The 21,877-nt window shown below is 60.2% G+C and carries 17 protein-coding genes and 2 pseudogenes; 14 read left to right on the top strand and 5 right to left on the bottom strand.

Annotated features, from left to right (window positions below):
- Positions 1-112: 112 nt before the first annotated feature.
- The gene (locus NL528_RS33770) at positions 113-1,252 is read left to right on the top strand and encodes an acyltransferase (RefSeq protein WP_309178687.1); all 1,140 of its coding nucleotides are present in this window, start codon (positions 113-115) and stop codon (positions 1,250-1,252) included.
- Positions 1,253-1,292: 40 nt separating this feature from the next.
- Here the strand turns inward: NL528_RS33770 and NL528_RS33775 are convergent, their stop codons facing one another.
- The gene (locus NL528_RS33775; protein ID WP_309178688.1) at positions 1,293-2,378 is read right to left on the bottom strand and encodes a glycosyltransferase family 2 protein; all 1,086 of its coding nucleotides are present in this window, start codon (positions 2,376-2,378) and stop codon (positions 1,293-1,295) included.
- 229 nt (positions 2,379-2,607) lie between these two features.
- Here NL528_RS33775 and NL528_RS33780 point away from each other — a divergent pair, with 229 nt between their 5' ends.
- From NL528_RS33780 to NL528_RS33815, 8 genes are all read left to right on the top strand, one after another.
- On the top strand, positions 2,608-4,530 hold the full coding sequence (locus tag NL528_RS33780; RefSeq protein ID WP_309178689.1) for an HAD-IIIC family phosphatase: 1,923 nt from the start codon (positions 2,608-2,610) through the stop codon (positions 4,528-4,530).
- Between the two features lie 60 nt (positions 4,531-4,590).
- On the top strand, positions 4,591-6,030 hold the full coding sequence (locus NL528_RS33785) for an MBOAT family O-acyltransferase (protein ID WP_309178690.1): 1,440 nt from the start codon (positions 4,591-4,593) through the stop codon (positions 6,028-6,030).
- Between the two features lie 2 nt (positions 6,031-6,032).
- Entirely contained in the window at positions 6,033-7,175 is a 1,143-nt protein-coding gene (locus NL528_RS33790; protein WP_309178691.1) for a hypothetical protein, read from the top strand.
- Positions 7,176-7,230: 55 nt separating this feature from the next.
- Entirely contained in the window at positions 7,231-7,470 is a 240-nt protein-coding gene (locus NL528_RS33795) for an acyl carrier protein (protein ID WP_309178692.1), read from the top strand.
- Positions 7,471-7,476: 6 nt separating this feature from the next.
- Positions 7,477-7,926, top strand: coding sequence for a VOC family protein (locus NL528_RS33800; RefSeq protein ID WP_309178694.1), 450 nt, complete (start codon positions 7,477-7,479; stop codon positions 7,924-7,926).
- Between the two features lie 87 nt (positions 7,927-8,013).
- Positions 8,014-8,418, top strand: coding sequence for a hypothetical protein (locus NL528_RS33805; protein WP_309178696.1), 405 nt, complete (start codon positions 8,014-8,016; stop codon positions 8,416-8,418).
- A gap of 160 nt (positions 8,419-8,578) precedes the next feature.
- A complete protein-coding gene (locus NL528_RS33810) occupies positions 8,579-9,502 on the top strand; it encodes an NAD(P)-dependent oxidoreductase (RefSeq protein ID WP_309178698.1) in 924 nt (307 codons plus the stop codon).
- 737 nt (positions 9,503-10,239) lie between these two features.
- Positions 10,240-12,537 carry a polysaccharide biosynthesis tyrosine autokinase gene (locus NL528_RS33815; RefSeq protein ID WP_309185113.1) on the top strand — a complete coding sequence of 766 codons (2,298 nt, stop codon included), beginning with the start codon at positions 10,240-10,242 and terminating at the stop codon, positions 12,535-12,537.
- A 408-nt stretch (positions 12,538-12,945) separates the two neighbouring features.
- Here NL528_RS33815 and NL528_RS33820 read toward each other — a convergent pair whose 3' ends face one another.
- Positions 12,946-13,983: a polysaccharide biosynthesis/export family protein gene (locus NL528_RS33820; RefSeq protein ID WP_309178699.1), complete on the bottom strand. Its 1,038-nt coding sequence runs from the start codon at positions 13,981-13,983 to the stop codon at positions 12,946-12,948.
- A 639-nt stretch (positions 13,984-14,622) separates the two neighbouring features.
- On the opposite strand from NL528_RS33820, the gene NL528_RS33825 reads away from it, so the two are divergent.
- From NL528_RS33825 to NL528_RS33845, 5 genes and pseudogenes are all read left to right on the top strand, one after another.
- Positions 14,623-15,144: a hypothetical protein gene (locus tag NL528_RS33825; RefSeq protein WP_309178700.1), complete on the top strand. Its 522-nt coding sequence runs from the start codon at positions 14,623-14,625 to the stop codon at positions 15,142-15,144.
- 186 nt (positions 15,145-15,330) lie between these two features.
- Complete coding sequence (locus NL528_RS33830) at positions 15,331-16,635, top strand: hypothetical protein (protein ID WP_309178701.1); 1,305 nt, start codon at positions 15,331-15,333, stop codon at positions 16,633-16,635.
- A 77-nt stretch (positions 16,636-16,712) separates the two neighbouring features.
- Complete coding sequence (locus NL528_RS33835; protein ID WP_309178702.1) at positions 16,713-17,375, top strand: hypothetical protein; 663 nt, start codon at positions 16,713-16,715, stop codon at positions 17,373-17,375.
- Between the two features lie 167 nt (positions 17,376-17,542).
- Positions 17,543-17,875 carry a hypothetical protein gene (locus NL528_RS33840; RefSeq protein WP_309178703.1) on the top strand — a complete coding sequence of 111 codons (333 nt, stop codon included), beginning with the start codon at positions 17,543-17,545 and terminating at the stop codon, positions 17,873-17,875.
- 277 nt (positions 17,876-18,152) lie between these two features.
- Positions 18,153-18,251: pseudogene (locus NL528_RS33845) on the top strand (serine/threonine protein phosphatase); the annotation flags it as partial.
- Between the two features lie 45 nt (positions 18,252-18,296).
- On the opposite strand, the gene NL528_RS33850 reads toward NL528_RS33845, so the two are convergent.
- The 3 genes and pseudogenes from NL528_RS33850 to NL528_RS33860 form a co-directional block, all read right to left on the bottom strand.
- Positions 18,297-19,730 carry an undecaprenyl-phosphate glucose phosphotransferase gene (locus tag NL528_RS33850; protein WP_309178704.1) on the bottom strand — a complete coding sequence of 478 codons (1,434 nt, stop codon included), beginning with the start codon at positions 19,728-19,730 and terminating at the stop codon, positions 18,297-18,299.
- 398 nt (positions 19,731-20,128) lie between these two features.
- Positions 20,129-21,121 (bottom strand): UDP-glucose 4-epimerase GalE, encoded by a 993-nt coding sequence (gene galE, locus NL528_RS33855; protein ID WP_309178705.1) that lies wholly within the window; start codon positions 21,119-21,121, stop codon positions 20,129-20,131.
- Positions 21,122-21,193: 72 nt separating this feature from the next.
- Positions 21,194-21,769, bottom strand: a pseudogene (locus NL528_RS33860) (UDP binding domain-containing protein); the annotation flags it as partial.
- Between the last annotated feature and the right edge of the window lie 108 nt (positions 21,770-21,877).

Here is a 21,877-nt window from a genome sequence, read left to right on the forward strand (position 1 = left end):
TCAATTGATATGTAGTTCCGGTTGACGACGGAACCCGCGGCGCAAAAAGAACGCATAGCGTCCACACGAACAACGAAGTCCGTTGGGAAGATGGGAGGCTCCGCGGAACGCCGTGAAGCTGGCGGCCGCGATTCGGGCCGAGTTCACCCATGCGATGGACCCACCGCCGCGCATGCAAGGACGCGGCACGGACCATCGTGCGCCTTTCCGACAGTGGCTGTCGCAACGGCTACTGGAGACAGCGTTGGCAAGGCTTCTCTCCCTGCAGTATCTGAGAGCATTTTCGGCCTTCGGGGTCGTGGCATTTCACGCGCAGGGCTTCACGTACGGACGGGCGCTCGTCATCGGCAGCGCCGGCGTGGACGTCTTTTTCGTCGTCAGCGGATTCGTCATGTGGACCGTGACTGCCTACCGCCCGCAGACGCCGGCAGATTTCCTTCTGAACCGCATCGTCAGGATTGTTCCGATGTACTGGTTCGTGACGCTTTCCTTCATCTTCGCGGCGATCTTGTTTCCGACCCTGTTTCCGCGGCTGGTCCTAAGCGCCAGCCACACCCTCGCCTCGCTTTTTTTCATCCCGATGCGATCTCCGAGCAATCACGAGATCTGGCCGGTAGTGGTGCCGGGATGGACTTTGAACTACGAGACGTTCTTCTATGCCATATTTGCCCTGGCACTCTTTCTCGAGAACACAAAGCGGCTGCTGTTCGTGGCTGCGGCGTTTCTCGCCCTGACCCTGGTGGGCCGCTTTTACACCGGCAACAGCCCGCCGATGATTTTCTATACCGACCCGATTATGCTCGAGTTTCTGGCGGGGATTCTGCTCGGCAGAATGTTTGAGCAGGATCGCTTGCCGCAGCTCCGCTGGGGTTACATCTCGCTGGCGGCTGGTCTGCTGCTATTTCTCGTTTCAGGCCGGCTCGAGATCGAATCGCCCCGTGCGGCGGTCTGGGGAATACCCGCGCTCCTGCTCGTCGCCGGAGCCGTCATCATCGAAAAAAACCGGAACGTCCCGCTTGCTCCTGCACTTGCAGTGCTCGGCGATGCCTCTTATTCGATCTACTTGACGCATACGCTCACCATCTCCGCGATCGCGAAGTTCAAGGCGTATTTCACTCCTGCGTCGTTCTTCGTCGCGAGCCTGGTTCTTTCGGGCTTGATAGGCGTTTCGGCATGGCGATTGCTTGAGCGTCCGTTCGCTGAATTTCTGAAACCGCGTTCGAGCGTTCAACAGCCGCATTTGGCCGAGTGACTGCCATTTATGTTCGCACCAGACAGCGGGCGATGCGCGGCTATGCCGGCGCTTTTTTCACCACCAGAAGCAGGTTAAGCACTCGCTTCATCCATTGCGGCCGCGCCGTCGGCACATAGCGCCAGCTCACCACGGAACGGCGAAAGCCGCGCGGCCCGAACAATGCAAAGATCATCCACAAGAACAGCGACGCCCGCTGCGCCTTTGAAAAGCCTTGCGGAAACGCCAAGGCCTTGAAAGTGGCGGCCGCGATCTGCGTCGCGCTGTCGCCCGAGATCGGATGGATGTCCGGCCGCAGGGAGTATGACGCCGCACGCAGGCACAGGAACAGCAAATTCCGGTTGAGCGCACCCGTATCCACCCGCATCCCCGCGCTGCTTGCCACATCCGTGAAGAATTTGTGACGCCGGCGCGTCAGGTCAACTTCCCGCGCAAAGCGGCTGTCATCCAGATGCAGGTGCGCGCCATGATTCAATCCGTGAACGCGATAATCCACCAGCGGCTTTGGAACCGTGATGACGTCGCCAAAGACGGGCGCCGCTGCGATCAGGTAGCTGTCGGGTGCACGGTCTACAAAATCAGATTCAAATCCGAAGATTCGCTCGACTACCGAGCGCGGATACGCGCTGCCCGACCCCGGAGGCGTCGGATAGACGCCGGTCGTCGTGACCCATGTGCGGATGTCATGAGGGGTGGGAAGTGAGAAATATTGCGGCAGGATGCCGCCCGTCGGATTTCCCTTGGCGTCGATAACCCGCATCTGGAACTGGAACTTGCTCGCCGCATCGGACCAGACTGCCGCTATTTCAGTCATTATGTCCGGATGAAGGGCATCGTCCGAATCGAGGAATATCACCACGTCGCCGGTGGAGCGGCGGAAGCCGTTGACGCAAGACGGCATCTGGCCGGCATTGGGCTGGCTGATGATGTTGATCCTGTCGGCGTAGGCATTGATGACATCGAGCGAATTGTCCGTCGATCCATCATCGACGACGATCACCTCGACATTGGGCCAGCGAATGTCGAGTGCGCTCTTGACCGCAGCGCCTACATAATCGGCGTAATTGTGATTGGGGATTACGACCGACAAAACCAGTTCATTCGTCACTTCGGGTTCCTCACCCATGATCCATGACCAGTTTCTTATTTCGTATTCTCGCAATGTGGCAACGAATTATCTCAGCAGGCACGCGCGTTTCATATCTGAATAGCGCCGAAACCGTGTCATTGAATGTGGCTGCGCTTTCAACCGCCATGAAACTGTCGAATTATGGATAAAGATTGTGGCTAACAACAAAGAGGGGAATCGCAAGCAAGTCGGGCAATGACCGTGTTGCCATGAAAAGGAAACGGCTGTGTCCGCAGAGCTATATCGAGAACTCGCCTGGCTTCCGAAACCTCCCGCCGATTTCTCGACTCAGTGCAAAGAACTGGCAACCGGTTCCGGCGAGGCCCTCGGAAGGAAAATCAGAGCGCTGGCGACGCACGCGCTCGATGAGCGGCAGCTGTCGCGGCTGGGTCGGACCATTCGATCGCTGCAACTCAGCGGTGCATCTCTTGCACCGCTCGTGCCCTTTCGCCTCGGCCTGATTGGCAACGGCACGCTCGATCTGATCGTTCCCGTGCTGGTGGCAACAGCTGCCCGTCACGGTTTTGCGCTCGAATGCGTCACGGGCGCCTATGATCAGTTCCTGCAGGATGCGCTGCAGCCGGATTCGCTCCTCAACAAGGCGCGGCCCGACGCGGTGCTGCTTGCGCTCGATCACCGCGGACTGTCCCTGCAGCCGTGCCCCGGCAACGAGCAACTGGCCACCGAAGCCGTTGGCGCGGCAATCGGACTTCTTGATTCGATCCGTGCTGGCCTGTCGCGCAACAGCGGCGCACTGTGCATCCTGCAAACGCTCGCCGCGCCGCCCGAGGGGCTATTCGGATCCTTCGACCGCGCGCTGGCCGGCACGGCCCGCAATCTGGTCGATCGCATCAATCAGAAGATCTGCCAGGCGGCGCTGCAGTCGACCGACATGGTCCTTGACGTGGCCGGCATCGCCGAGACGGTCGGCCTTGCCGACTGGCACTCGCCCGCCCAGTGGAATCTGGCGAAACTGCCGTTCGCGGACGCCTTCGTGCCGCTCTACGCCGAGCATGTCACGCGCATCATCGGCGCGCTGCGCGGCAAGAGCCGCCGTGTTCTCGTGCTCGATCTCGACAACACCGTCTGGGGCGGTGTGATTGGCGACGACGGCATGGAGGGCATCCAGATGGCGCAGGGTGATGCGACCGGCGAGGCCCATCTGTCGGTACAGCAGCTCGCGCTGGCATTGCGCGCGCGCGGCATCGTGCTCGCGGTGAGCTCAAAGAACACCGACAACGTCGCGCGCAGGCCGTTCAAGGAACATCCGGACATGCTGTTGAAGGAAGAGCATATCGCGGTGTTCCAGGCCAATTGGAACGACAAGGCGACCAACATTCGCGCCATCGCCAAAGAGCTCGCGCTGGGCCTCGATTCCTTCGTCTTCCTGGATGACAATCCGGTCGAACGCGGCCTGATCCGGCAGGAGATTCCGGAGGTCGCGGTGCCGGAGCTCGATACGGATCCGGCGAGCTATGCCCGCACGCTGGCCGCGGCCGGCTATTTCGAGGCGATCAATTTCTCCGAGGAAGATCGCGCGCGCGCCGAAATGTATCAGGCCAATGCGCGCCGGCTCAGCCTACAGGGCCAGGCGACCGATCTGAAGTCGTACCTGCAGTCGCTGGAGATGCGCATCGTCTTCGGCGCCTTCGAGCGGACGACGCGCGCCCGCGTCACCCAGCTCATCAACAAGAGCAATCAGTTCAACCTGACGACGCGCCGTTACACCGAATCCCAGGTCGAGCAGCTGGAAGGCGACCCCGGTGTCATGACGTTGCATGCGCGGCTGATCGACAAATTCGGCGACAACGGCATCATCTGCGTGATCATCTGCCGCGCGACCCGTCGCGACACCTGGACGGTCGACAGCTGGCTGATGAGCTGCCGGGTGCTCGGACGATGCGTCGAACAGGCAGTGCTGGCCGAGATCGTATTGCAGGCGCGCGCCGCCGGTATCACGACGTTGGAGGGCATCTATCTTCCGACCGACAGAAACGAGATGGTTTGCGAACACTATGGCAAGCTGGGCTTCACCCGCCTCGAAGATGGCGCCGACGGAAGCAGCCGCTGGGAGCTCCGTACCGACGTTGAGCTGGAAGATCTGCCGATGGCGGTTCAACGTGAGCTGAAGCAGTTCGAGCCGGCCTGATCTGACCAGATAGCCGACAAACTTGCACAAGAATTTCGGAAAGCCTCGAGCCTCACATCCATGAGTCTGACATCGCCCCTGTTTTTTGCGTTTCTTGCCGCGGTGGTGGTCGCTTTCCACGTCAGCGAATCCGTCGCCTACCGACGGTTCGTGCTCGGGGCCGCGAATACCATCTTCATCGCAAGCTACTTGACCGACGTCACGCAGGTGTTGCCGCTGATCGCCTTCTTGGCGCTCGGCTATGTCTGCGTATCCGCGCTTTACCTCCGCCAGTCGTCCCTTGTGCTGGCGTCGGGCGTCGTCGCGATACTTTGCTGCTATGTATTCCTGAAGCGCTTCTCGTTCTTCGAAGGGTTGGGCCAGCTTCCGTTCCCCTATCTCACCATCGGGCTTTCCTACATCCTGTTCCGGATCCTGCACATCATGGTCGATGTGCGGTCGGGCGATCTGGCCGAGCGAATTGGTCCGCTGGCGTTTTTTCGCTTCACTTGCAACTTCCTGTGCTTCGTCTCAGGTCCGATCCAGCGCTACCAGGATTTCAGCGCGATGGATGGAAAGGCGGCAGTTCAGCTCGACTCGTCGGTGGTCTATTCGGCGTTTTCCCGAATCGCCACCGGCTATGTGAAATTTGTCATCATTGCCGCGACCGCCGACTACGCCTTTACGTTCCTCAGTCCACACCTGCTGCAGCCGGCCGGCCTGCCGCTTCTCAAGCTGTGCGCCGTCTATGCGGCCGTCGCATCGCTCTACACGATCTATCTGTATTTCAATTTTTCAGGATACATGGACATCGTAATCGGCATCGGAACCCTGCTCGGGCAAACATTGCCGGAGAATTTCGACAAGCCGTTCTCGGCGCGCAGCTTCCTCGAATTCTGGCAGCGCTGGCACATGACGCTGTCGCAGTGGTTCAAGTTGTATCTCTTCAACCCGCTTCTGATGTTCCTGATGACCTGGCTGCCCTCGCCTGCGCTCACGTCCTATCTGGGTGTGCTCGCGTTCTTCATCACGTTCGGCGTGATGGGCGTCTGGCACGGTACGACGGCGGTCTTCGTCATTTACGGCCTCCTGATGGGCGCCGGCGCAAGCATCAACAAACTCTGGCAAGTGGCCTGCACCGAACGCCTGGGCAAGAAGCGTTATCGCGCGCTTACCGGATCGACCGCCTATATCTACTTTGCGCGGGGCCTCACGGTTGCCTATTTTGTGCTCGCACTGACCTGCCTGTGGGTCCCCGAACTGCCTCAATTCACCTATCTGTTGGCGCGGCTTGGCGTCGCCGGCGTCGTGGGCACCTTCGTCCTGGTGGCGGCGGCGTTCGGGATGGCGGCGTTGAGCCTGGATCTTGTCCGGGCTCGGATCCGCATCCCGCTCACTCTGTCGATGACCCAGGGCGGCGAGATCACCAAAAATCTGCACCTGGCAGGCAAGATGATGGCGATCATCGCCGTCGCGACCCTGCTGCACAAGGCTCCGGACTTCGTCTACAAGGCGTTCTGAAATTGAAATACATCCTTCGGCAGTCGGCGTTGACCTTGTTGTCGTTCGCCTTTCTTTACGCGCTGCTCGCCGGCGCGTCATTCGTCGTCTTTCCGGATCCATCGAGCGCCGGTCCGCGGGATTTCCAGGCTGCGGAACAAACGCTTTACATGACGGTTCCCAAATATGTCTTCCTCGGCCGCAGCGTGCTGGCCAACCCGGACAGGAAGATCATCTTGGTGGGGGCATCGAACACCGGAGTCGGATTCCGGCAGAAGCTCGTGCAGTCGAACCTCGGCTGCGCCCAGGTCAGCAACCTCGCGATGGGGGGCGCCAACATTTCCGAGGTCAGGCAGGTGGTCAATCTGGTCCACGAGGTGCAGAGCGATCAGGAACGCCGGCTGAACACCTTCGTGATCGGCGTCTGGTTCGGCATGTTCATCGATTCGGATGTGAAGTATGCGGAAGGCGACCGACATCGCGGCGAGACCGATGTCGATATCGAACGCTACCGGTATGGCTTCTACCGTCGTACGCCGGACGGTCCGGTCGCGGTGTTGCCCGCGAAATGGCTGGACGCGGGCGTCATGACGATCCGACCTTTCCTGCTGCTCGAGAAGGTCGCGCGCGAGGCCAGGGCCGGCGTCAATCTCGTGCTCACCGGCCGCACCAGCGCCCAACGCACCGATGACGAGCGCGAAAGCGTCGTGATGTCGGACGCTGAAAAGCTAGAGGCGCTGGAATCCTGGAAGGAAACCATGGGGCGCACGAGCGATATTTCTCCTACCCAGGTCGAAGTCTTGAAACAGACCATCCAAGCGCTGCTGGACTCGGGGGAGAAGGTCGTGCTCGTCGACCTTCCGATCCCCGCATGGCATCGCAAAGCAAGCCCCTATCAGCCGAGCTACCGGCGGGCGCTGACAGACCTGCTTCAGGAGTTTGGCGACCAGCCGAACTTCAGCTCACTGAACATGGACGACCTCGACAACGAGCTGGACTATTCGGACGAGGTGCATGCCAAGCGGCATCTGGCCGATGTCTGGTCGACCAGGTTGGCGAGAAAGCTGGATTCGTTCGTCTGCCTGGAGAAACCTGACAAATCTTCACCAAAGGTCACCACCTTGCGCTCGTCGGCGCAGGTGACAACAGCCGCTCCGGGTAACTGACCGGCCTGCGATCCACGCGCCGGCACCGCCAACACAGTCGACAAAGGATGACGCAATGGAAAAGGCCGAAGTCTACAGCAAGCTCACCGGTGTTTTTCGGGACGTATTCGACGAGGACGATCTGGCCCTCTCGCCGCAGACCACCACCGACGACGTCGACGGCTGGGACAGCCTGTCCCATATCCGTCTTGTGCTGGCTGTCTCCAAGGCCTTCGGCGTGAAATTTTCCGCGTCCGAGATCGGAAGTCTCAAAAATGTCGGCGAGTTCGCCGATCTGATCGAGAAGAAAGCGTAAGAGGACGTGAACCGCGCAGCGAACGACATCGCGCCGGCATCGGCGGCATTGGCTTTCCATCACCTCGGGCTTGCGGTCGCATCCCCGGAGGAAGCCTTTCGTTACCTTGCGTCACTCGGCTACACCGCGGGAAACACCGTTTTCGACCCGATACAGCAGGTTAACCTCGCCATGCGGCATCACCCCGTGATGCCGGACGTCGAAGTGATCTGGCCCGGCGACGGTCCTTCGCCGATCGACAAGCTGATCAAGCGAAACGGCACCATGATCTATCACCTGTGCTACGCATGCCCCGACGCCGAACAGGCGCTGGGTGCGCTGGCCGCATCCGGGATCGAGATCGTGCCGGTCAGCGCGCCGGCGCCGGCGGTCCTGTTCGGCGGCCAGAAAGTCTCGTTTCACCACGTTTCCGGTTTCGGCCTGATCGAGATTCTCGAGACCGGCAGCGAGCCCTAGAGGCCGATTCAGCTAGCCCTGGCAGATCGCATGAACCACGATTACACGTCACGCCATTTCGGCCACGTCAGCCGCATGACTTGCAGCTTGGCGCTCGGCACCCTGGTTCTCGCATCGGGAGCGCAGGCTCAGGTCGTCGGCTACGGAAGATCATCGGCGCCAATGTACGGAGGAACCGGCGTGTCGCCGACGCCAGCGAATCCTTTCCCACCGATGAAGGGTACATATGCCCCCAGCCATAAGTCGGCGGACGGAACGGCCTGCATATCGGTCCATCCATCTACGCGTCCGCAAATCATCAATCCGAAGATCATCGATCAGATCGTGACCGTGAACAACACTTGCGGCCAATCCATCAACGTTCAGGTCTGCTATGTCGGCAGCTCGGACTGCATCACGGTTGCGCTGAGCGGCTATCAGAAGTTGCAAAGGATCCTCGGCATCTCTGCGGGTTCGACCTCATTCCGCTACGAGTACCGCGAGTTATATTGATGGCGCGTGCAACACCAACCGCAGTCCTTGCGAGGTCCCACGTGGTGGAAATCTACCGCACCGAATTCAGCACCTTCACTCGAATCGAGCCTTGAGCCGCATGTCCAGCCCCACTCAGGCCTTCGTATTCGGAGGTGCCGGCTTCATCGGAACACATCTGATGAACCGGCTCCTCGCGTCCGGAAGCTACCATCGGATCGTCGCCCTCGATATCGGCAAGCCGAGGACCCAGGTTGCCGGCGTCGAATATGTCCATCACGATATCCGCGAGCCCGTCGACCCAAAGCACGCACGAGGAGCGCCCGCCGACATTTTCAATCTGGCGGCAATCCACACCACGCCGGGCCACCCGGAGGGCGATTATTACTACACCAACGTCCTCGGTGCGGTGAACGTGTGCCGCTTTGCCAAGGAAACCGGCAGCCGGAACATCACCTTCACCAGTTCGATATCGATCTACGGTCCGAGCGAAGCGCCGCTCGACGAGGATTCGCAGCCCGCGCCGGTCAGTGCCTACGGGCGTTCCAAGCTCTCGGCCGAAGCCATCCATCTGCTGTGGCAATCGGAGGACCCGGCGAGGCGGCTCACGATCGTTCGCCCCGCCGTTATCTACGGCCTTTACGAGCAGGGGAATTTCACGCGGCTGTCGAGACTGCTGGAAAGACGGGCTTTCGTCTATCCCGGCCGAAGCGACACGATCAAATCATGCGGCTATGTGAAGGACCTGGTCTCGTCGATGCTTTTCATGGCGGCTCGCAACGACGGCGTATCGATCTACAATTTCTGCTACGAGCACCGCTACACGATCAGCGAGATCTGCGCGGCCTTCTCTCAAGCAGCCGGCTACAGGAAGCCGACGCGGACCATACCGGTCTGGTTCATGAATCTCGCGGTCCTTCCGTTCGAGATGCTGCACAAGGTCGGCATCAAGACCGGGATCAATCGCGACCGCATCCGGAAATTATGGTTCTCCACGAACATCCTGCCGAAGCGCCTGGTCGCCAGCGGGTTTAGGTTCGAATACGACGTGGTAAGCTCGCTGGACGAGTGGAAGCACGAGTCCCGTGTGAAAGACTTTGATTGACGATCGGGGTCGGCTTCGGGCGGGTGTCTGAAGGAACATCCCTGGCTCGGCACCGATGCCGGCACCTTTCGCTGGATATTTCCAAACGACCCCGCTGAAAGTTCCCATTCCCGCCTTTGGAACTTGGGAACGGGCGCACATTGGGTGTTCGAGGTTGTCGTCGAAATGGGCGCTCCCTTCGCAATCTTGGTGACTATGGGCAGGGTGCCTGCCATATCTGTCATCGGTCGAGGCAAAATGGCGCGAAAATGGGAACAAGCGTTGCCGATCGCGATCGCTCCGTATCGGTTTGCTGGCCGCCTTCCATTGTCTTGTCGATTTCTTGTTGCAGATGTCCAGCTTATCGCTCGCGATATCGCCGCTGACCGGCATGGGAATTGCTGTGGCAGGATCTAGACGGGACCGCACTTAACCAAGCGTTGTCGTCCTGAACCGGTACACGTTGCCAATTCCTCCTCGGGTTCGCGATCTCAGGCGGGTTCCGGAGATATATGATGCACCGCACTCTTCCTGACACATTTATTTGGCACGTTCGGTTCGCTGATGCGCTCAGGGCTGATGCGTCTCAGCTTGCTCCGACACGGCACAATCCACGAACCCAGGTCAGGTAGACGAGCCGGATGCTCCAAACTCGAATCACACCCCCTCGCGAGATCGAATCTCCCGCACAAGAGTCGGCTTCTCTGGAGCAGACGATTTCTTCTGCGGTCGCGCTTATTGGCCGCCAGTACCCCGTGATGATCTTCGTGATGTGCCTGTGCATTGGCCTGGCCGGCGTCTATTTGTTGACGGCCCCGAAGCGATATACCGGCACCGCCGTACTCCTGATCGACAGCCGCAAGATGCAGGGCCTGCAGACCCAGGCGCCGGCAGGCGGCGACAGTCCGATCGATTCGGCGATGGTCGACAGCCAGGTCGAAGTCCTCAAGTCGGAGACCATTGCGGCATCCGTCATCAAGGATCTGCATCTGCTTGATTCGCCTGAATTCACCGGCAATGAACGTGGACTGCTCTCCAGCGTCTCCGACCTGTTTTCCTGGATGTTTCCGGAATCGCATCCGTCCGAAGCCGCTTTGATGCGGATCGCGATCGGCAAGTTGACAAGCAATCTCTCGATCAAGCGCGTCGGCCTGAGCTATGTCATCGAGATCTCCTATCAGTCGCTTTCGCCTGACCAGGCTGCGCGGGTCGCCAATGCGGTGGCCGAAGGGTACATCGTCGATTCGCTGGAATCGAAATATCAGGCGTCGCGGCGGGCCGCGGTCTGGCTGCAGGATCGATTGAAGGAACTGCGGGAGCAGGCTTCCACCGCCGAACGCGCGGTCGTCGACTTCAAGGCCAAGAACAACATCGTCGATGCCGGCGGGCGCCTCCTTACCGAGCAACAGCTGGCGGAGATCAACAGTTCGCTGACGCAGGCCCGCGCTCAGCGCGCCGAGGCGCAGGCCAAGCTTGAACGGATCACGTCCATTCTGAATGCGGACGACAACGACTCCAAGGTCATCCTGAACGACCTGGCGACCGTGACCGACACCATGAACAATCCGGTGATCACCAAGTTGCGTCAGACCTATCTCGATTATGCGGCGCGCCAGGCCGACTGGTCGAATCGATACGGCCCGACCCACCTTGCGGTCGTCAATCTGCGCAACCAGATGCGCGAAATCAGGCATTCGATCACCGAGGAGTTGCGGCGCACGGCCGAGGTCTACAAGAGCGACCTCGCGATTGCGAAAGCACGCGAGGAATCCGGTCAGAAGAGCCTGAACGATACGATCGCGTTATCCAACGGCACCAACCAGGCGCAGATCGCCTTGCGCGATCTGGATAGCAATGCGCAGAGCGCCCGCGCGCTCTCCGACAACTTCCTACAGCTCTACATGGTCTCGGTTCAGCAGCAATCGTTTCCGATCACTGAAGCGCGTGTGATCACGCAGGCGTCCAACGCTCCCAACAAGACGTCGCCCAAGACGACGCTCGTTCTGCTGGCCACGCTGATCGGCGGCGCAATCCTTGCCGGGCTCGTCGCCGTCCTGCTCGACATGATGGACCGCGTGTTCCGAACGGTGTCCCAGGTGGAGCAGCTTCTTCACACCAGCTGTATCGCTTCGATTCCGGCAATCGGCAGCGAGCAGAGCGTGGGAATAGCCGGGCACCCTCTGCTATCCAAAGCGGGAAGGTTGTTCAACAGGCGGCCGGAGAGACCCCAACCGGTGGCACCAAGGCCGATCGGCGCCACGGCTCCGGGTCTGCCGCTGCGAAACTCCGAACTCGGTGGCAATCACCCGCAGCCGCATCGCGACCGTCTGCTGACTGCCGCCAACAGCGTCGGCAGATACGCGATCAATTCGCCCTTCTCGCGTTTTGCCGAGGGCTTTCGCTCGATCAAGCTCGCATGCGACCTCAGCAATTACGGATCGTCCAACAAGGTCATCGGCATCACCTCTGGACTTCCCAATGAAGGGAAGTCCACAATCAGCGAGGCGCTGGCTCAAACCGTGGCCCAAGGCGGGTCCCGTACCCTCCTGATCGACGGCGACATCCGCAATCCGAGCCTCACGGCGAGGCTGGCGCCCTCGGCGCAGGCCGGCTTGGTCGATGTCGTCCTTGGCAGGCTTGATTGGATGGACGCGGTCTGGATTGATCCGCAGACTAATCTGCATTTCCTGCCCTGCGTCGTAACCTCGCGTTTTTCCAATTCCAGCGACGTGCTGGCCTCGCCCCAAATGGAACGATTGTTCCAGCATCTGCGCGAGCACTATGACCGCATCGTTCTCGACCTCAGCCCGCTCGCGCCGGTGATCGATGTTCGGGCCACCGGTGCGCTGGCGGACTCGTACGTTCTCGTCATCGAATGGGCCAAGGCCAAGGTCGATATCGTGGAACGCGTGCTCAACGAAACCCCGGTCGTCCGCGAACGCTTGCTTGGCGCCGTCCTCAACAAGGTGAACATGGCGGTGATGAGCCGCTACGATATCTACAGCGCGGGCTACTACCGCAATCGGTACTACAAGAGGTACGGATATATCGACTAAGGCGTGATCCGGCGAAGGCGTGCCGGCCCCTCCTCCGCGCCAAACGCCGAACGCGTTTGGGCGGAGGGGATCAGCGTGTGAAGGCGTCACATGCCTCGATCGGCGCGGTGCTCGGCTGTGCACCGACCGACCGACCGATGCGGTTCGGCGCGTATTGGAGCGCCATCCGTCAGGGCGGCGCGATCAGCGACACTTCGAGAAGCCGCCAAAGTCCTGGGCGATCCTGGGATCGATCCGCGAGCAGTCCATGGCGGAACCCGCAATAGGCGGCCGGATTCCCGCCTTCAGCTTGATCGGGCATGGCGTACCCAGGACCCGATCGTATCGATCCCCGGCGTCGGCTCCCATGAATTCAGGCCAGGGCGCTGAGCCGAAGGTGCGTGCCAAGCGTCCTGGTCCTAGGATCCGTCACTGGCGCGTGCTGATCCTCAGGATCTGCGCGTTGTTCGCGGTGACGATCGTGTCGTTGGCGGTGCCGATCACCAGCCGGGCGAATTGCAGGAACTTTGCCGTGTCGACGATGGCGGCGTTCGCGGCAAACAGCACGTCCTTGTCCCGCATTTCAAACTTGCTTGCGAGGAAGAAGGCGGCCGGATCCCGGAAGTCGGCGTTATAGACCACGGGCACCAGCGGCCCGACGAATTTGGAGCAGTCGACGCCCAGTCGTTCCGCCAACTCGCGCGGCTCGCGCCGATAGACATAGACGCCCGCGGGTTCGGCCTGTGCATCAATCAGGCCGCCAGCCTTGGCCATTGCCTGCGCCATGGTGATCTTCCACATATCGAACGGGAACTGAGCCTGTCCTCCAAAACTTCCTCCGATCGTGAACGCCCCAAAGGCGAGGAAGACTTGCGGTTCGCGGTAGACATAGATGGTGTCGCCGGGATGGACCCAGATGTTGTTGGCCGGCTGATATACCAAGGCTCCGAATGGAACCGTGGCACGCTTGCCGGCGCGCTCCAGCGTCACCCAACTCTCCCAGCCCGGCCCGGTCAGGCCGCCGGCGCGCGCAATCAAGTCAAGGACCCGCTCGCCGGCCGCATTCGCCGTCAGACGGGCTGGCGATCTCACTTCGCCCAGCACGCTAACAAGCGAGGTGTTTTGCGTGATCAGGGACACCACCACCTGCGGCTCGATGGCGCGGTTTCCGATCGCCTTCACGATGTCCTTCTGGATCTCGACCGGGGTGCGACCGTTGGCCTTCACCTCGCCCGCGTAGGGAACCGTAATGAACCCGTTCAAGTCAACGTTTTGGTTTGGCAAGGCCACGAAGTTACCGGGCCGCACGCCGGCCTCTGCCGGGATAAACAAGCCTCCCGCGGCGGCTTCGAAGATCGACACTGCCACCGTGTCCCCAATGCCAAACCTGATGCCTGCTGGCGGCCGGTGATCGGGAAATGACCCCGCGATTGCGCCGGGGCCATATTCCTTCAGGATATCGACCACCGTCGGCGTAAGCTTAACGAGACCATATTCAGGCCCCGATCGCGTCACCTCACTCTTGATGACGTGATCTTCGGGACCGGACATGGGCACGATCGCGCACCCCGCTGAAGACAGCAGAATGCCGAGCAAGACTCCCCATAGTAAAACGCTGCGCCTCAAGACTAATTCCCCACTACATTCAAGTTCAGACCTGACCAGATCCGAAGTGGCGTCAACGAAGCCGCAGGAGATGGTCAGAATAAGGAAATGTTGTCGCAGCCAGGAATAAGGGGATGTTGTTGCAGCGCAGTTACAGGCAGCCGCTCACGCGATCATGAATTAGCCAGAGGCGTGCCTAATTTGCATCGCGTCGACGCGTAAGTTCCAGGCAGTTCAGCAGTTGTTGATCGTTTGGAGACCCACTCTTTGCTTTATTTGTTCCATGCGCGAGCCATTCATCTGCGTCCATTCTTGGCGCGTGCAGCAAAGTTGCGCGGTGCAATGGATCATGTTTCTGATGCAGTTGTGGGTCAAGACGTCAAGAGTCTGGTTCCAGTGAGAGTTCCGTCAGCGTTTGTCATGATACGTGTAGCCTTGCTCTGCATTGCCCTATTGGTTGTAGCCGACGGCACCTGCCAAGCCGAGCCGCCGCGTCGGGGCATGTTGAATTGTGCGTCCGGCGTCAGCCCCGAGCAGCGGCAACGATGCGACGAGGAGGCCTTCAGGCAGGTCGAGGCCGGCAGCCAATCGACACAGCTCGAGGGCGGCTGGCGATTGGTGAAGAGCAGAAATCCTGACGGCGGCGCCGACGCCATTTCAGCGATGCATGTTGCCAACAGCGCGAAATCGGATGCGCGCCTGGCGGGCTTGAGCCTGCAATGCGGGAGGGACGGTATTGAAATCGTGCTCATCGTTCTCGAACCCCTGTCGCGCTCGACGCGGCCGGCCGTGGTGCTGATGACAGGAGGAAAGCGGGCGGAGTTCGAAGCATCCGTGATCCAGGGCGGGGCGGCGCTCCTGCTGCCCGCGGACGCGTCGAAGCTTGCGACCGGCGACTGGCAGGGCGCAACCGAGCTTTCGGTCGAAATTGCAACCAAGCCGACCGCGATCCGTGGAGCGGTGCCGATCGCCGGACTGCCTACGGCTCTCGGTTACCTGTCGCAAAACTGTCCCGCCCGATAATTCAGCCGCGACGGGAACTTTTTCCATTGGGTGCGAGCGTGCGAGCGGAAATAGACAGCCGCCACGATGTGATCGGCGGACGGCGTTGGCGTCGCCTGTCCGCTTATGCGATAGTCGCAGCCGGCCACTCGTCGCGGTGAGATCCATCCCGGCCTCGATCCCAATCCTGCTTCGAAGTCTCCCATTTTGTCGATCGCTTCTTCTCTTCTGACCATATTGCTGGCCGCGACTCCGATCCTGGCAATCGCTAACGGCGCTTTCGCGCAGCATGCGGTCGCGATCGTCGTCGCCATCATGCTGGCTACGGCGGCAAAGGGAGCGGAGACCGAACTCGCATCAACCGCGCAGTTGCTGAAACGATTTTCACTCGCGATCCTGCTTCCGCTCGTATGGATGGTGCTGCAGACCTTGCCGCTGCCTTTTCCATCGCTTGCAAACCCGGTTTGGTCGACGACTTCGATCGCACTGAACGATCCATCGCTGCCGGGCCGCATCAGCCTTGATCCCGGCGCCACGCTGCGCGGCCTCTTTCTTTATCTGGTCGACGTGTCGCTGGTGGTGTCGACCGTCATCATCACCAAGGATCGCCACAGGGCCGAAACGGTCTTGTTTGTGTTGTGCGCAGTAACGACCTTCATGTCGCTGCAAGTCCTGCTCGGTCGACTCGATTTGTTCGCGGGCATGATTGCCGATGCAGACGGGCCCACAAGCCCGTTTCCGGCAGCAACCGCGTTCGCCGTAGTGACAAACGGCGCGCTCATTGCCCGTGCAATCGAACGACACCTGCACCAGCCGGACATCCGCAATCTGGCCTCGGTCCCGCTGTGGCTTGGGATTCTTTCCGGCCTGTCCGGAATTGCCGTAGCGTTCGCTGCAATGGCGACCTTCTCCCGCGGCGCGTTGTTGGTAGTCACTGGCCTGGGGTTGACCGTGATCGTTTTCATTGCCGCCGTCCGCCGCCTGGGATTTCGCTCCTGGCCGTCGGCGATGTTGTTTGCAGTTGTCGTGGCGATGGCCGGCGCCATCGCCCTGCCGCGCGTTCAGCCCGGCGGTTCGGGTCTGCTTGGATTTGTCAGCTTCGCCCCGGAAGCAGTCGCATTGGCGGAACGCGTATACGCTGATGCATCGTGGTTGGGAAATGGCGTCGGAACATTCGGGCTGACGTCGAGAGCCTATCAGGAGCTTGGCGCCACGACTTTGGCAGCCCCCCCTTCCACCGCGGTCTTGATCGCGATCGAGTCGGGACGATTGGCGCTTGTGATCCTGGCAGGCTTCGCCGTCCAGCTTTTCTTCGCTACCTTTCGCGGCGCCGTACAGCGGGGACGAGACTCCTTTTTCGCATCGGCTGCGGCCGCCGGCATTCTGGTTTTACTCTGCGAGAGCTTTCTCGATTCAAGCCTCTCGAGCCCCTCGGTGCAGATCATCGTGGCTGTGATGGTCGGACTTGGACTTGCACAATCTGCAGGCCGGACCGGCGGCGTGAAACGCTAGGCGACGGCATGCTCGCCATACGACGGCCTTATGTTAGGTGGCCTTTGCATTGAACTAATCCATCGGGAATGACTTCTGTGAGCAGATTTCGCATCCTTCTGACGGCATTGGCGCTGACCATCGGATTTTATGCGACTGCCTCTGCCATAGCGGAGATGACGGCGCTGCAGCGCACCGCATTTCCGGCCGATGCAGCCAAGATCCGCTCGCCCTGGGCTGGAGACGTGCCCTCCTTGCTGGCAACGCTCTCTCCCTTCAGATCGGAGCTGGAAAGCAATCATGCCTTGATCACCGCGCTACAGGCGATCGAGTCAGGCCGGCAAAAGTCGGCAACCGTACGATCCGCAGAGCATGCCGACGCCCTCGGCAGGGTCAGGCAGACGCTGTCGATCTCGCCTTACAATCCCGAACTGTGGCTGGCGCTAGCGCTGCTTCAGGCCCAGCGCGACCCGCATGATCCCGTTGTGGTCGAGGCGCTGAAGATGACGTATTTTACCGCGCCGAACGACGCGCGATTGATGCCGGTGCGGCTCGACATCGCGGGCCGCTTCGATGCGCTCGCTATTCCGGACGTCAGGGACCTCGTACGCAACGACGTTCAGCTGATCATGACCCGCCGGCCCGAGTTGAAACCCGCGATCGTGTCGGCTTATCGGCGGGCGTCAGACATCGGCAAGTCTTTTTTCCTAGATGCGGTTCAATCGATCGATCCGTCATTCGCTCCGACACTGCGCGGCTAAAATTCGGGCACGAAACGGCCACGAATTCAGCACAAGCACAAGGCGCAGACGGACTTACTGATCCATCTCCGCCACACTTCATTCAACTTTCCGACGGCAAGATCCGGCCGGTTGCTCGTCCAGGCGCGAGCGTCTAAGGTTGCTCGCAATCAGGGGAACAAAAAGCAATGTCACGATCCTATGTCGGCCTTCTTGCGCTCGCCTCGACTGCGATCATTTCGGTCATGCCGGCGCACGCCGCCGACTATGCCGCCCATCCGCGAAAAGCCCGCCCCGCAGCAAGCGTGCTGCAGATCGATCGTGGGCCGAATCCTTATTGCGGTCCGCGATGCGGTTGCCCGGACGCAGTTTATGTTCGGCATCGCTCACTCGAGGCGGCCTATTCCTACACCATTGATCCGCGCACCAGGAGCGACGAACCGCATTATTCCTATGGTCCGAACCGGACTTACGTCAGGTATTTGAACCCCCGTAATCCCGACCTGGTGTTTCAATACTGAGCCAGCCCCGATTGTATGAACCGGCCACCGAGGCCGGCGCGATCAGAGCTGTCGGCGGACGTCTTTCATTGCGATAGTCCGCACGGCTGCGCGAGTTGCGTCGCGCCGATGCGCTGTTGGCGCGGTACGTCCTGCGTCCTGATCAACTACTGCCTGATTAAACGGGACAACGAGTGGTGAGGGCCTGCGGGCGCGATCGGCCACCGTGCCCACGCCTCGCGCCACATCACGTGTCTGACGGTTCACGGAAACTGAAGCCAGACGGCCCGGGGGTCCCGAATTGCTGAAAAACCGTGCCAATATCGACACCGGTGCCTATGCGCCCGGCAACCTCACTTTGATGACGATCCAAGGCACCAGCATGCTCGCCGTCTGAAGCCATCTGACCGCGCCGCCCTCGCGGGGCGGCGCGCGATTGGCCTCAATAGGCTTCCTGATACATCAGCGCGACCGCGGTCCGGAAAATGATCCGGATGTCGAGCCAGATGCTCCAGTTGCTCACATACCAGACGTCGCACTCGACGCGCTTCTCCATCAGGTCGATGGTCGGCGTCTCGCCACGGAAGCCGTTGGCTTGGGCCCAGCCGGTCAGGCCGGGCTTCATGTGGTGGCGGTAGACGTATTTGCTGATCACCTGGTCGTAGTAATTGTCATGGGCGAGCGCGTGCGGGCGCGGCCCGACCAGCGACATCTCACCGCGCAGCACGTTCCAGAGCTGCGGCAACTCGTCGATACTGGTCTGGCGCAGGAAGCGACCGACCCGGGTCACCCGCTTGTCCTGCTTCGTGGCCTGCGTGAGTGTGGTGCCGTTCTCGGTCACGGTCATGCTGCGGAACTTCCAGATCTGGAACGGCTTGCCGTTGAAGCCCCGACGCGACTGCCGGAAGATGATCGGGCCTGGCGTATCGAGCTTGACCAGGATCGCCGCCGTGATCATCAGCGGCGCCAGCATCAGCAACGCAAAGGACGCAAGTCCGATGTCGAGGCAACGCTTCTGAACCCGTTCGAACACCGTCAGCGGCGGCCGCTGGATCTCGATCGCGACGGTCCCGCTGACCGGCAGGAACGGCCGCGACACCAGATCGGCGATCGGGAAATCGGGCAACAGACGGATCGGCTGCGGAACCATCCGCAGATGCTGACTCAGCTTCTGCAGCATTGGCAGTTCGTTCCAGTCGATCGCCAGCAGGAACTCCTCGGCATTCGTGGTCCGTGACTGCCGGATGACATTCATGATCTCGAGATCGAGCGCTACCTCATCCTGTGCCGCGTTCAAGACAACGTGGCGTACGACGTGGAAGCCGTGCTTGCGCAAATCCTTAAAGCGATTCGAGGTGAAATCGAGCGATTTCAGGCTGAGCAGCACAACCCTGCGGTCGATGAAATGCCCCTTGGCGAAGGACGACGCCAAGCCGATGCGCCAGGTCGCACGGTGTGCGCCCAGACCTGCGAGACCTGTGGCCGCAAACAAGATCGTCGTGCCGCGCGACAGATTGGCCGTCGACTTCAAGAGAAAGGCGGCGACAGCCAGAATTGTCAGCGCCAGCATCCAGGCGAAGACAACCTTGCGTGCCTGCCAGATTCCATTGAGCAAACGATGGCCGTCGTAGACACCCTGGAAGAACGCGATCGTGACGAAAGCCACGCCGACAATCAGGCCCGCACCGATTGGAACCTCCTGGTCAGCAGGAGATCCCAGGAATTTGCGATACAGAATGCCTGCCGCCAGATAGCTCAGGAGGATCAGCAGGAAATCGCCGCTGATGAAGAAGATCTGGAAGGGTCTTTGTAGGGAAGTTCCGCGGCTGGCAATCGTCGCATTGACGTCCTCGGTACCATATGTGGCTGCAGACATCTCAGGCCTCTTCACTTCATCGCTGCAACTGCCGACAACACTTGCTATCACTATTCGAGCGAACGTCATTCGCGCGAACGGCGTCATTCGAAACGAACGTCGTCGAACAAACTTTGCCGAAAACTCCCGGCTAGGTTTCGAGACCCTGCTAACCAATCCAAGCGAGAGTGTGGCACCGCACCAAAAAAATCAAATCCAATTTTGCATTGCAGTATTGTGATGTGGAAACGATCACCGCGTGCTGCAGAACCGTTCAACGCGATTGCGACATGCGCAATCGATTTCCAAAAAAAGGCAGCTTCGTGAACTGCGTCACAAATTTGATAATTTTCCGAGCACGAGCGACAGCACGAATCTTTGCGACGCCGCAATTGTGTGGGGAGGTTGGTTGTTCGGTGTCAACTTTTCGGATGGGCAAATTGATGCCACATCCAGGAAGATCTCACGATTGTCGAGAGATCGGAGCACGTTGGGAGAAAGCCGAGATCCGCTTGCGCTGCCGATGGATCGGCAACCAAGATGGGGGGATCACCGGCGCGGCGCGCCTTCGTGACGAAGGGAACTTTAAGGCCTGTTTCACGTTCAATGGCCGCCAGCACTTCGAGCACCGAGAACCCGGAACCCGTGCCAAGATTGTAGTGACCGCCCCGGGAACCGTCCAACAAGGCGTTGAGCGCCCGAACATGCGCAGCGGCCAGATCGACGACGTGAATGTAATCGCGGATGGCCGTCCCATCGGGGGTCTCGTAGTCATCTCCGAAAATCGCGAAGTCATCGACGTGCCCCTGCAGCGCCATCATCGCGCGTGGGATGAGGTGGGTCTCCGGATTTCGAAATTCACCGATCGATCCCGATGGTTCAGCGCCGCAGGCGTTGAAGTAACGCAGGCAAAACGAATTCATCCCGTAGGCTCTGCGATAATCCGCAAGGATCTGCTCGATCATCCATTTCGAAGCGCCATAGGGATTGACGACGGCGCCGGCCGCGCCCTCGCTGATCGGATCGCGCCCGGCGTTCCCGTAGACCGCCCCGGTGCTCGAGAACACCAGGCGATTGCATCCCCGTTCGAGCATCGCCTTCAACAGCGACAAGGTCCCGCACACATTGTTCAGATAATATTTCTGGGGATCGCCGACCGACTCGCCGACCTGACTGAAGGCCGCGAAATGCATCACCGCCACGACCTGATGGGCCGCAATCGCATCAGTCAATCGCTGGGTATCGCCAACGTCGCCCTCGACGAAGGGGCCCCACTTCACGAAATCGCGGTGGCCGGTTGAAAGATTGTCGAAGCAGACGGGGACAAAGCCTGCTTCCGACAGCGCCTTGCAACAGTGAGCTCCGATGTAACCGGCTCCCCCGGTTACCAAAATCGCAGGGCTTTTGGACATGTATTTCCTGTCACGATGAAGATGAAAGAGCCTTTGGAGCCCGGCCGACGCCGGGAGCGCAGCAAATGCGAGCTACGCTGCAGACTTTGCGGCACGCCCGATGCTTTGATACAGGAATCCGCGCTTGGTCAGCTCATTGGGATCATAGATATTGCGGAGATCCACCACCACCGGGCACGCCATCTCGCGCTTCAGCCGATCGAGATCCAGCGCTCGAAACTGCTCCCATTCGGTGACGATGACCAAGGTGTCCGCGCCGGCGGCGCATTCGTACGGATCCTCCGAGTAGTGAATATCCGGCATTTCGAGGCGTGCGAGCTCCATACCCACGGGATCAAACGCCCGCACCGTTGCGCCCATATCTTGCAGTGCGGTGATCAGCAGGATCGAAGGCGCCTCGCGTATGTCGTCGGTGTTCGGCTTGAATGTCAAGCCAAGCACCGCAATGGTTTTACCGCGAAGATTCCCGCCGAACGGCGCGGCAACCTTTCGCGCCATCGCGCGCTTGCGGGCATCGTTGACCGAATTCACCGCCTCCACGCGGGTAACGTGACGTCCGAAGTCGGCGAAACAGGCACCCGAAACCAGCCCCACATATCCTGTTCCAACGACAACTATCCGCATGAGTTCGTTATCCACACCGATGCCGTATCTAGATTAATGTCGCAGTTGGGTCAAAAACTAGAGCATCGTATTTCTGCAGGACAGGCAGACCACGATTCTCGTCATCACATCCCGCTCACGTCATTTTACCGA

Origin of the sequence: Bradyrhizobium sp. Ash2021 (assembly GCF_031202265.1) — a bacterium.
Classification (GTDB): domain Bacteria; phylum Pseudomonadota; class Alphaproteobacteria; order Rhizobiales; family Xanthobacteraceae; genus Bradyrhizobium.

What these genes read in the sequence shown, in the direction of transcription:
- NL528_RS33795 (WP_309178692.1), top strand. Translation starts at nt 7,231, where the DNA reads ATGGAAAAGGCCGAAGTCTACAGCAAGCTCACCGGTGTTTTTCGGGAC.
- NL528_RS33825 (WP_309178700.1), top strand. Translation starts at nt 14,623, where the DNA reads ATGTTGAATTGTGCGTCCGGCGTCAGCCCCGAGCAGCGGCAACGATGC.
- NL528_RS33810 (WP_309178698.1), top strand. Translation starts at nt 8,579, where the DNA reads ATGAACCGGCTCCTCGCGTCCGGAAGCTACCATCGGATCGTCGCCCTC.
- NL528_RS33850 (WP_309178704.1), bottom strand. Translation starts at nt 19,730, where the DNA reads ATGTCTGCAGCCACATATGGTACCGAGGACGTCAATGCGACGATTGCC.
- NL528_RS33775 (WP_309178688.1), bottom strand. Translation starts at nt 2,378, where the DNA reads ATGGGTGAGGAACCCGAAGTGACGAATGAACTGGTTTTGTCGGTCGTA.
- NL528_RS33840 (WP_309178703.1), top strand. Translation starts at nt 17,543, where the DNA reads ATGTCACGATCCTATGTCGGCCTTCTTGCGCTCGCCTCGACTGCGATC.
- galE (WP_309178705.1), bottom strand. Translation starts at nt 21,121, where the DNA reads ATGTCCAAAAGCCCTGCGATTTTGGTAACCGGGGGAGCCGGTTACATC.
- NL528_RS33785 (WP_309178690.1), top strand. Translation starts at nt 4,591, where the DNA reads ATGAGTCTGACATCGCCCCTGTTTTTTGCGTTTCTTGCCGCGGTGGTG.
- NL528_RS33815 (WP_309185113.1), top strand. Translation starts at nt 10,240, where the DNA reads ATGATCTTCGTGATGTGCCTGTGCATTGGCCTGGCCGGCGTCTATTTG.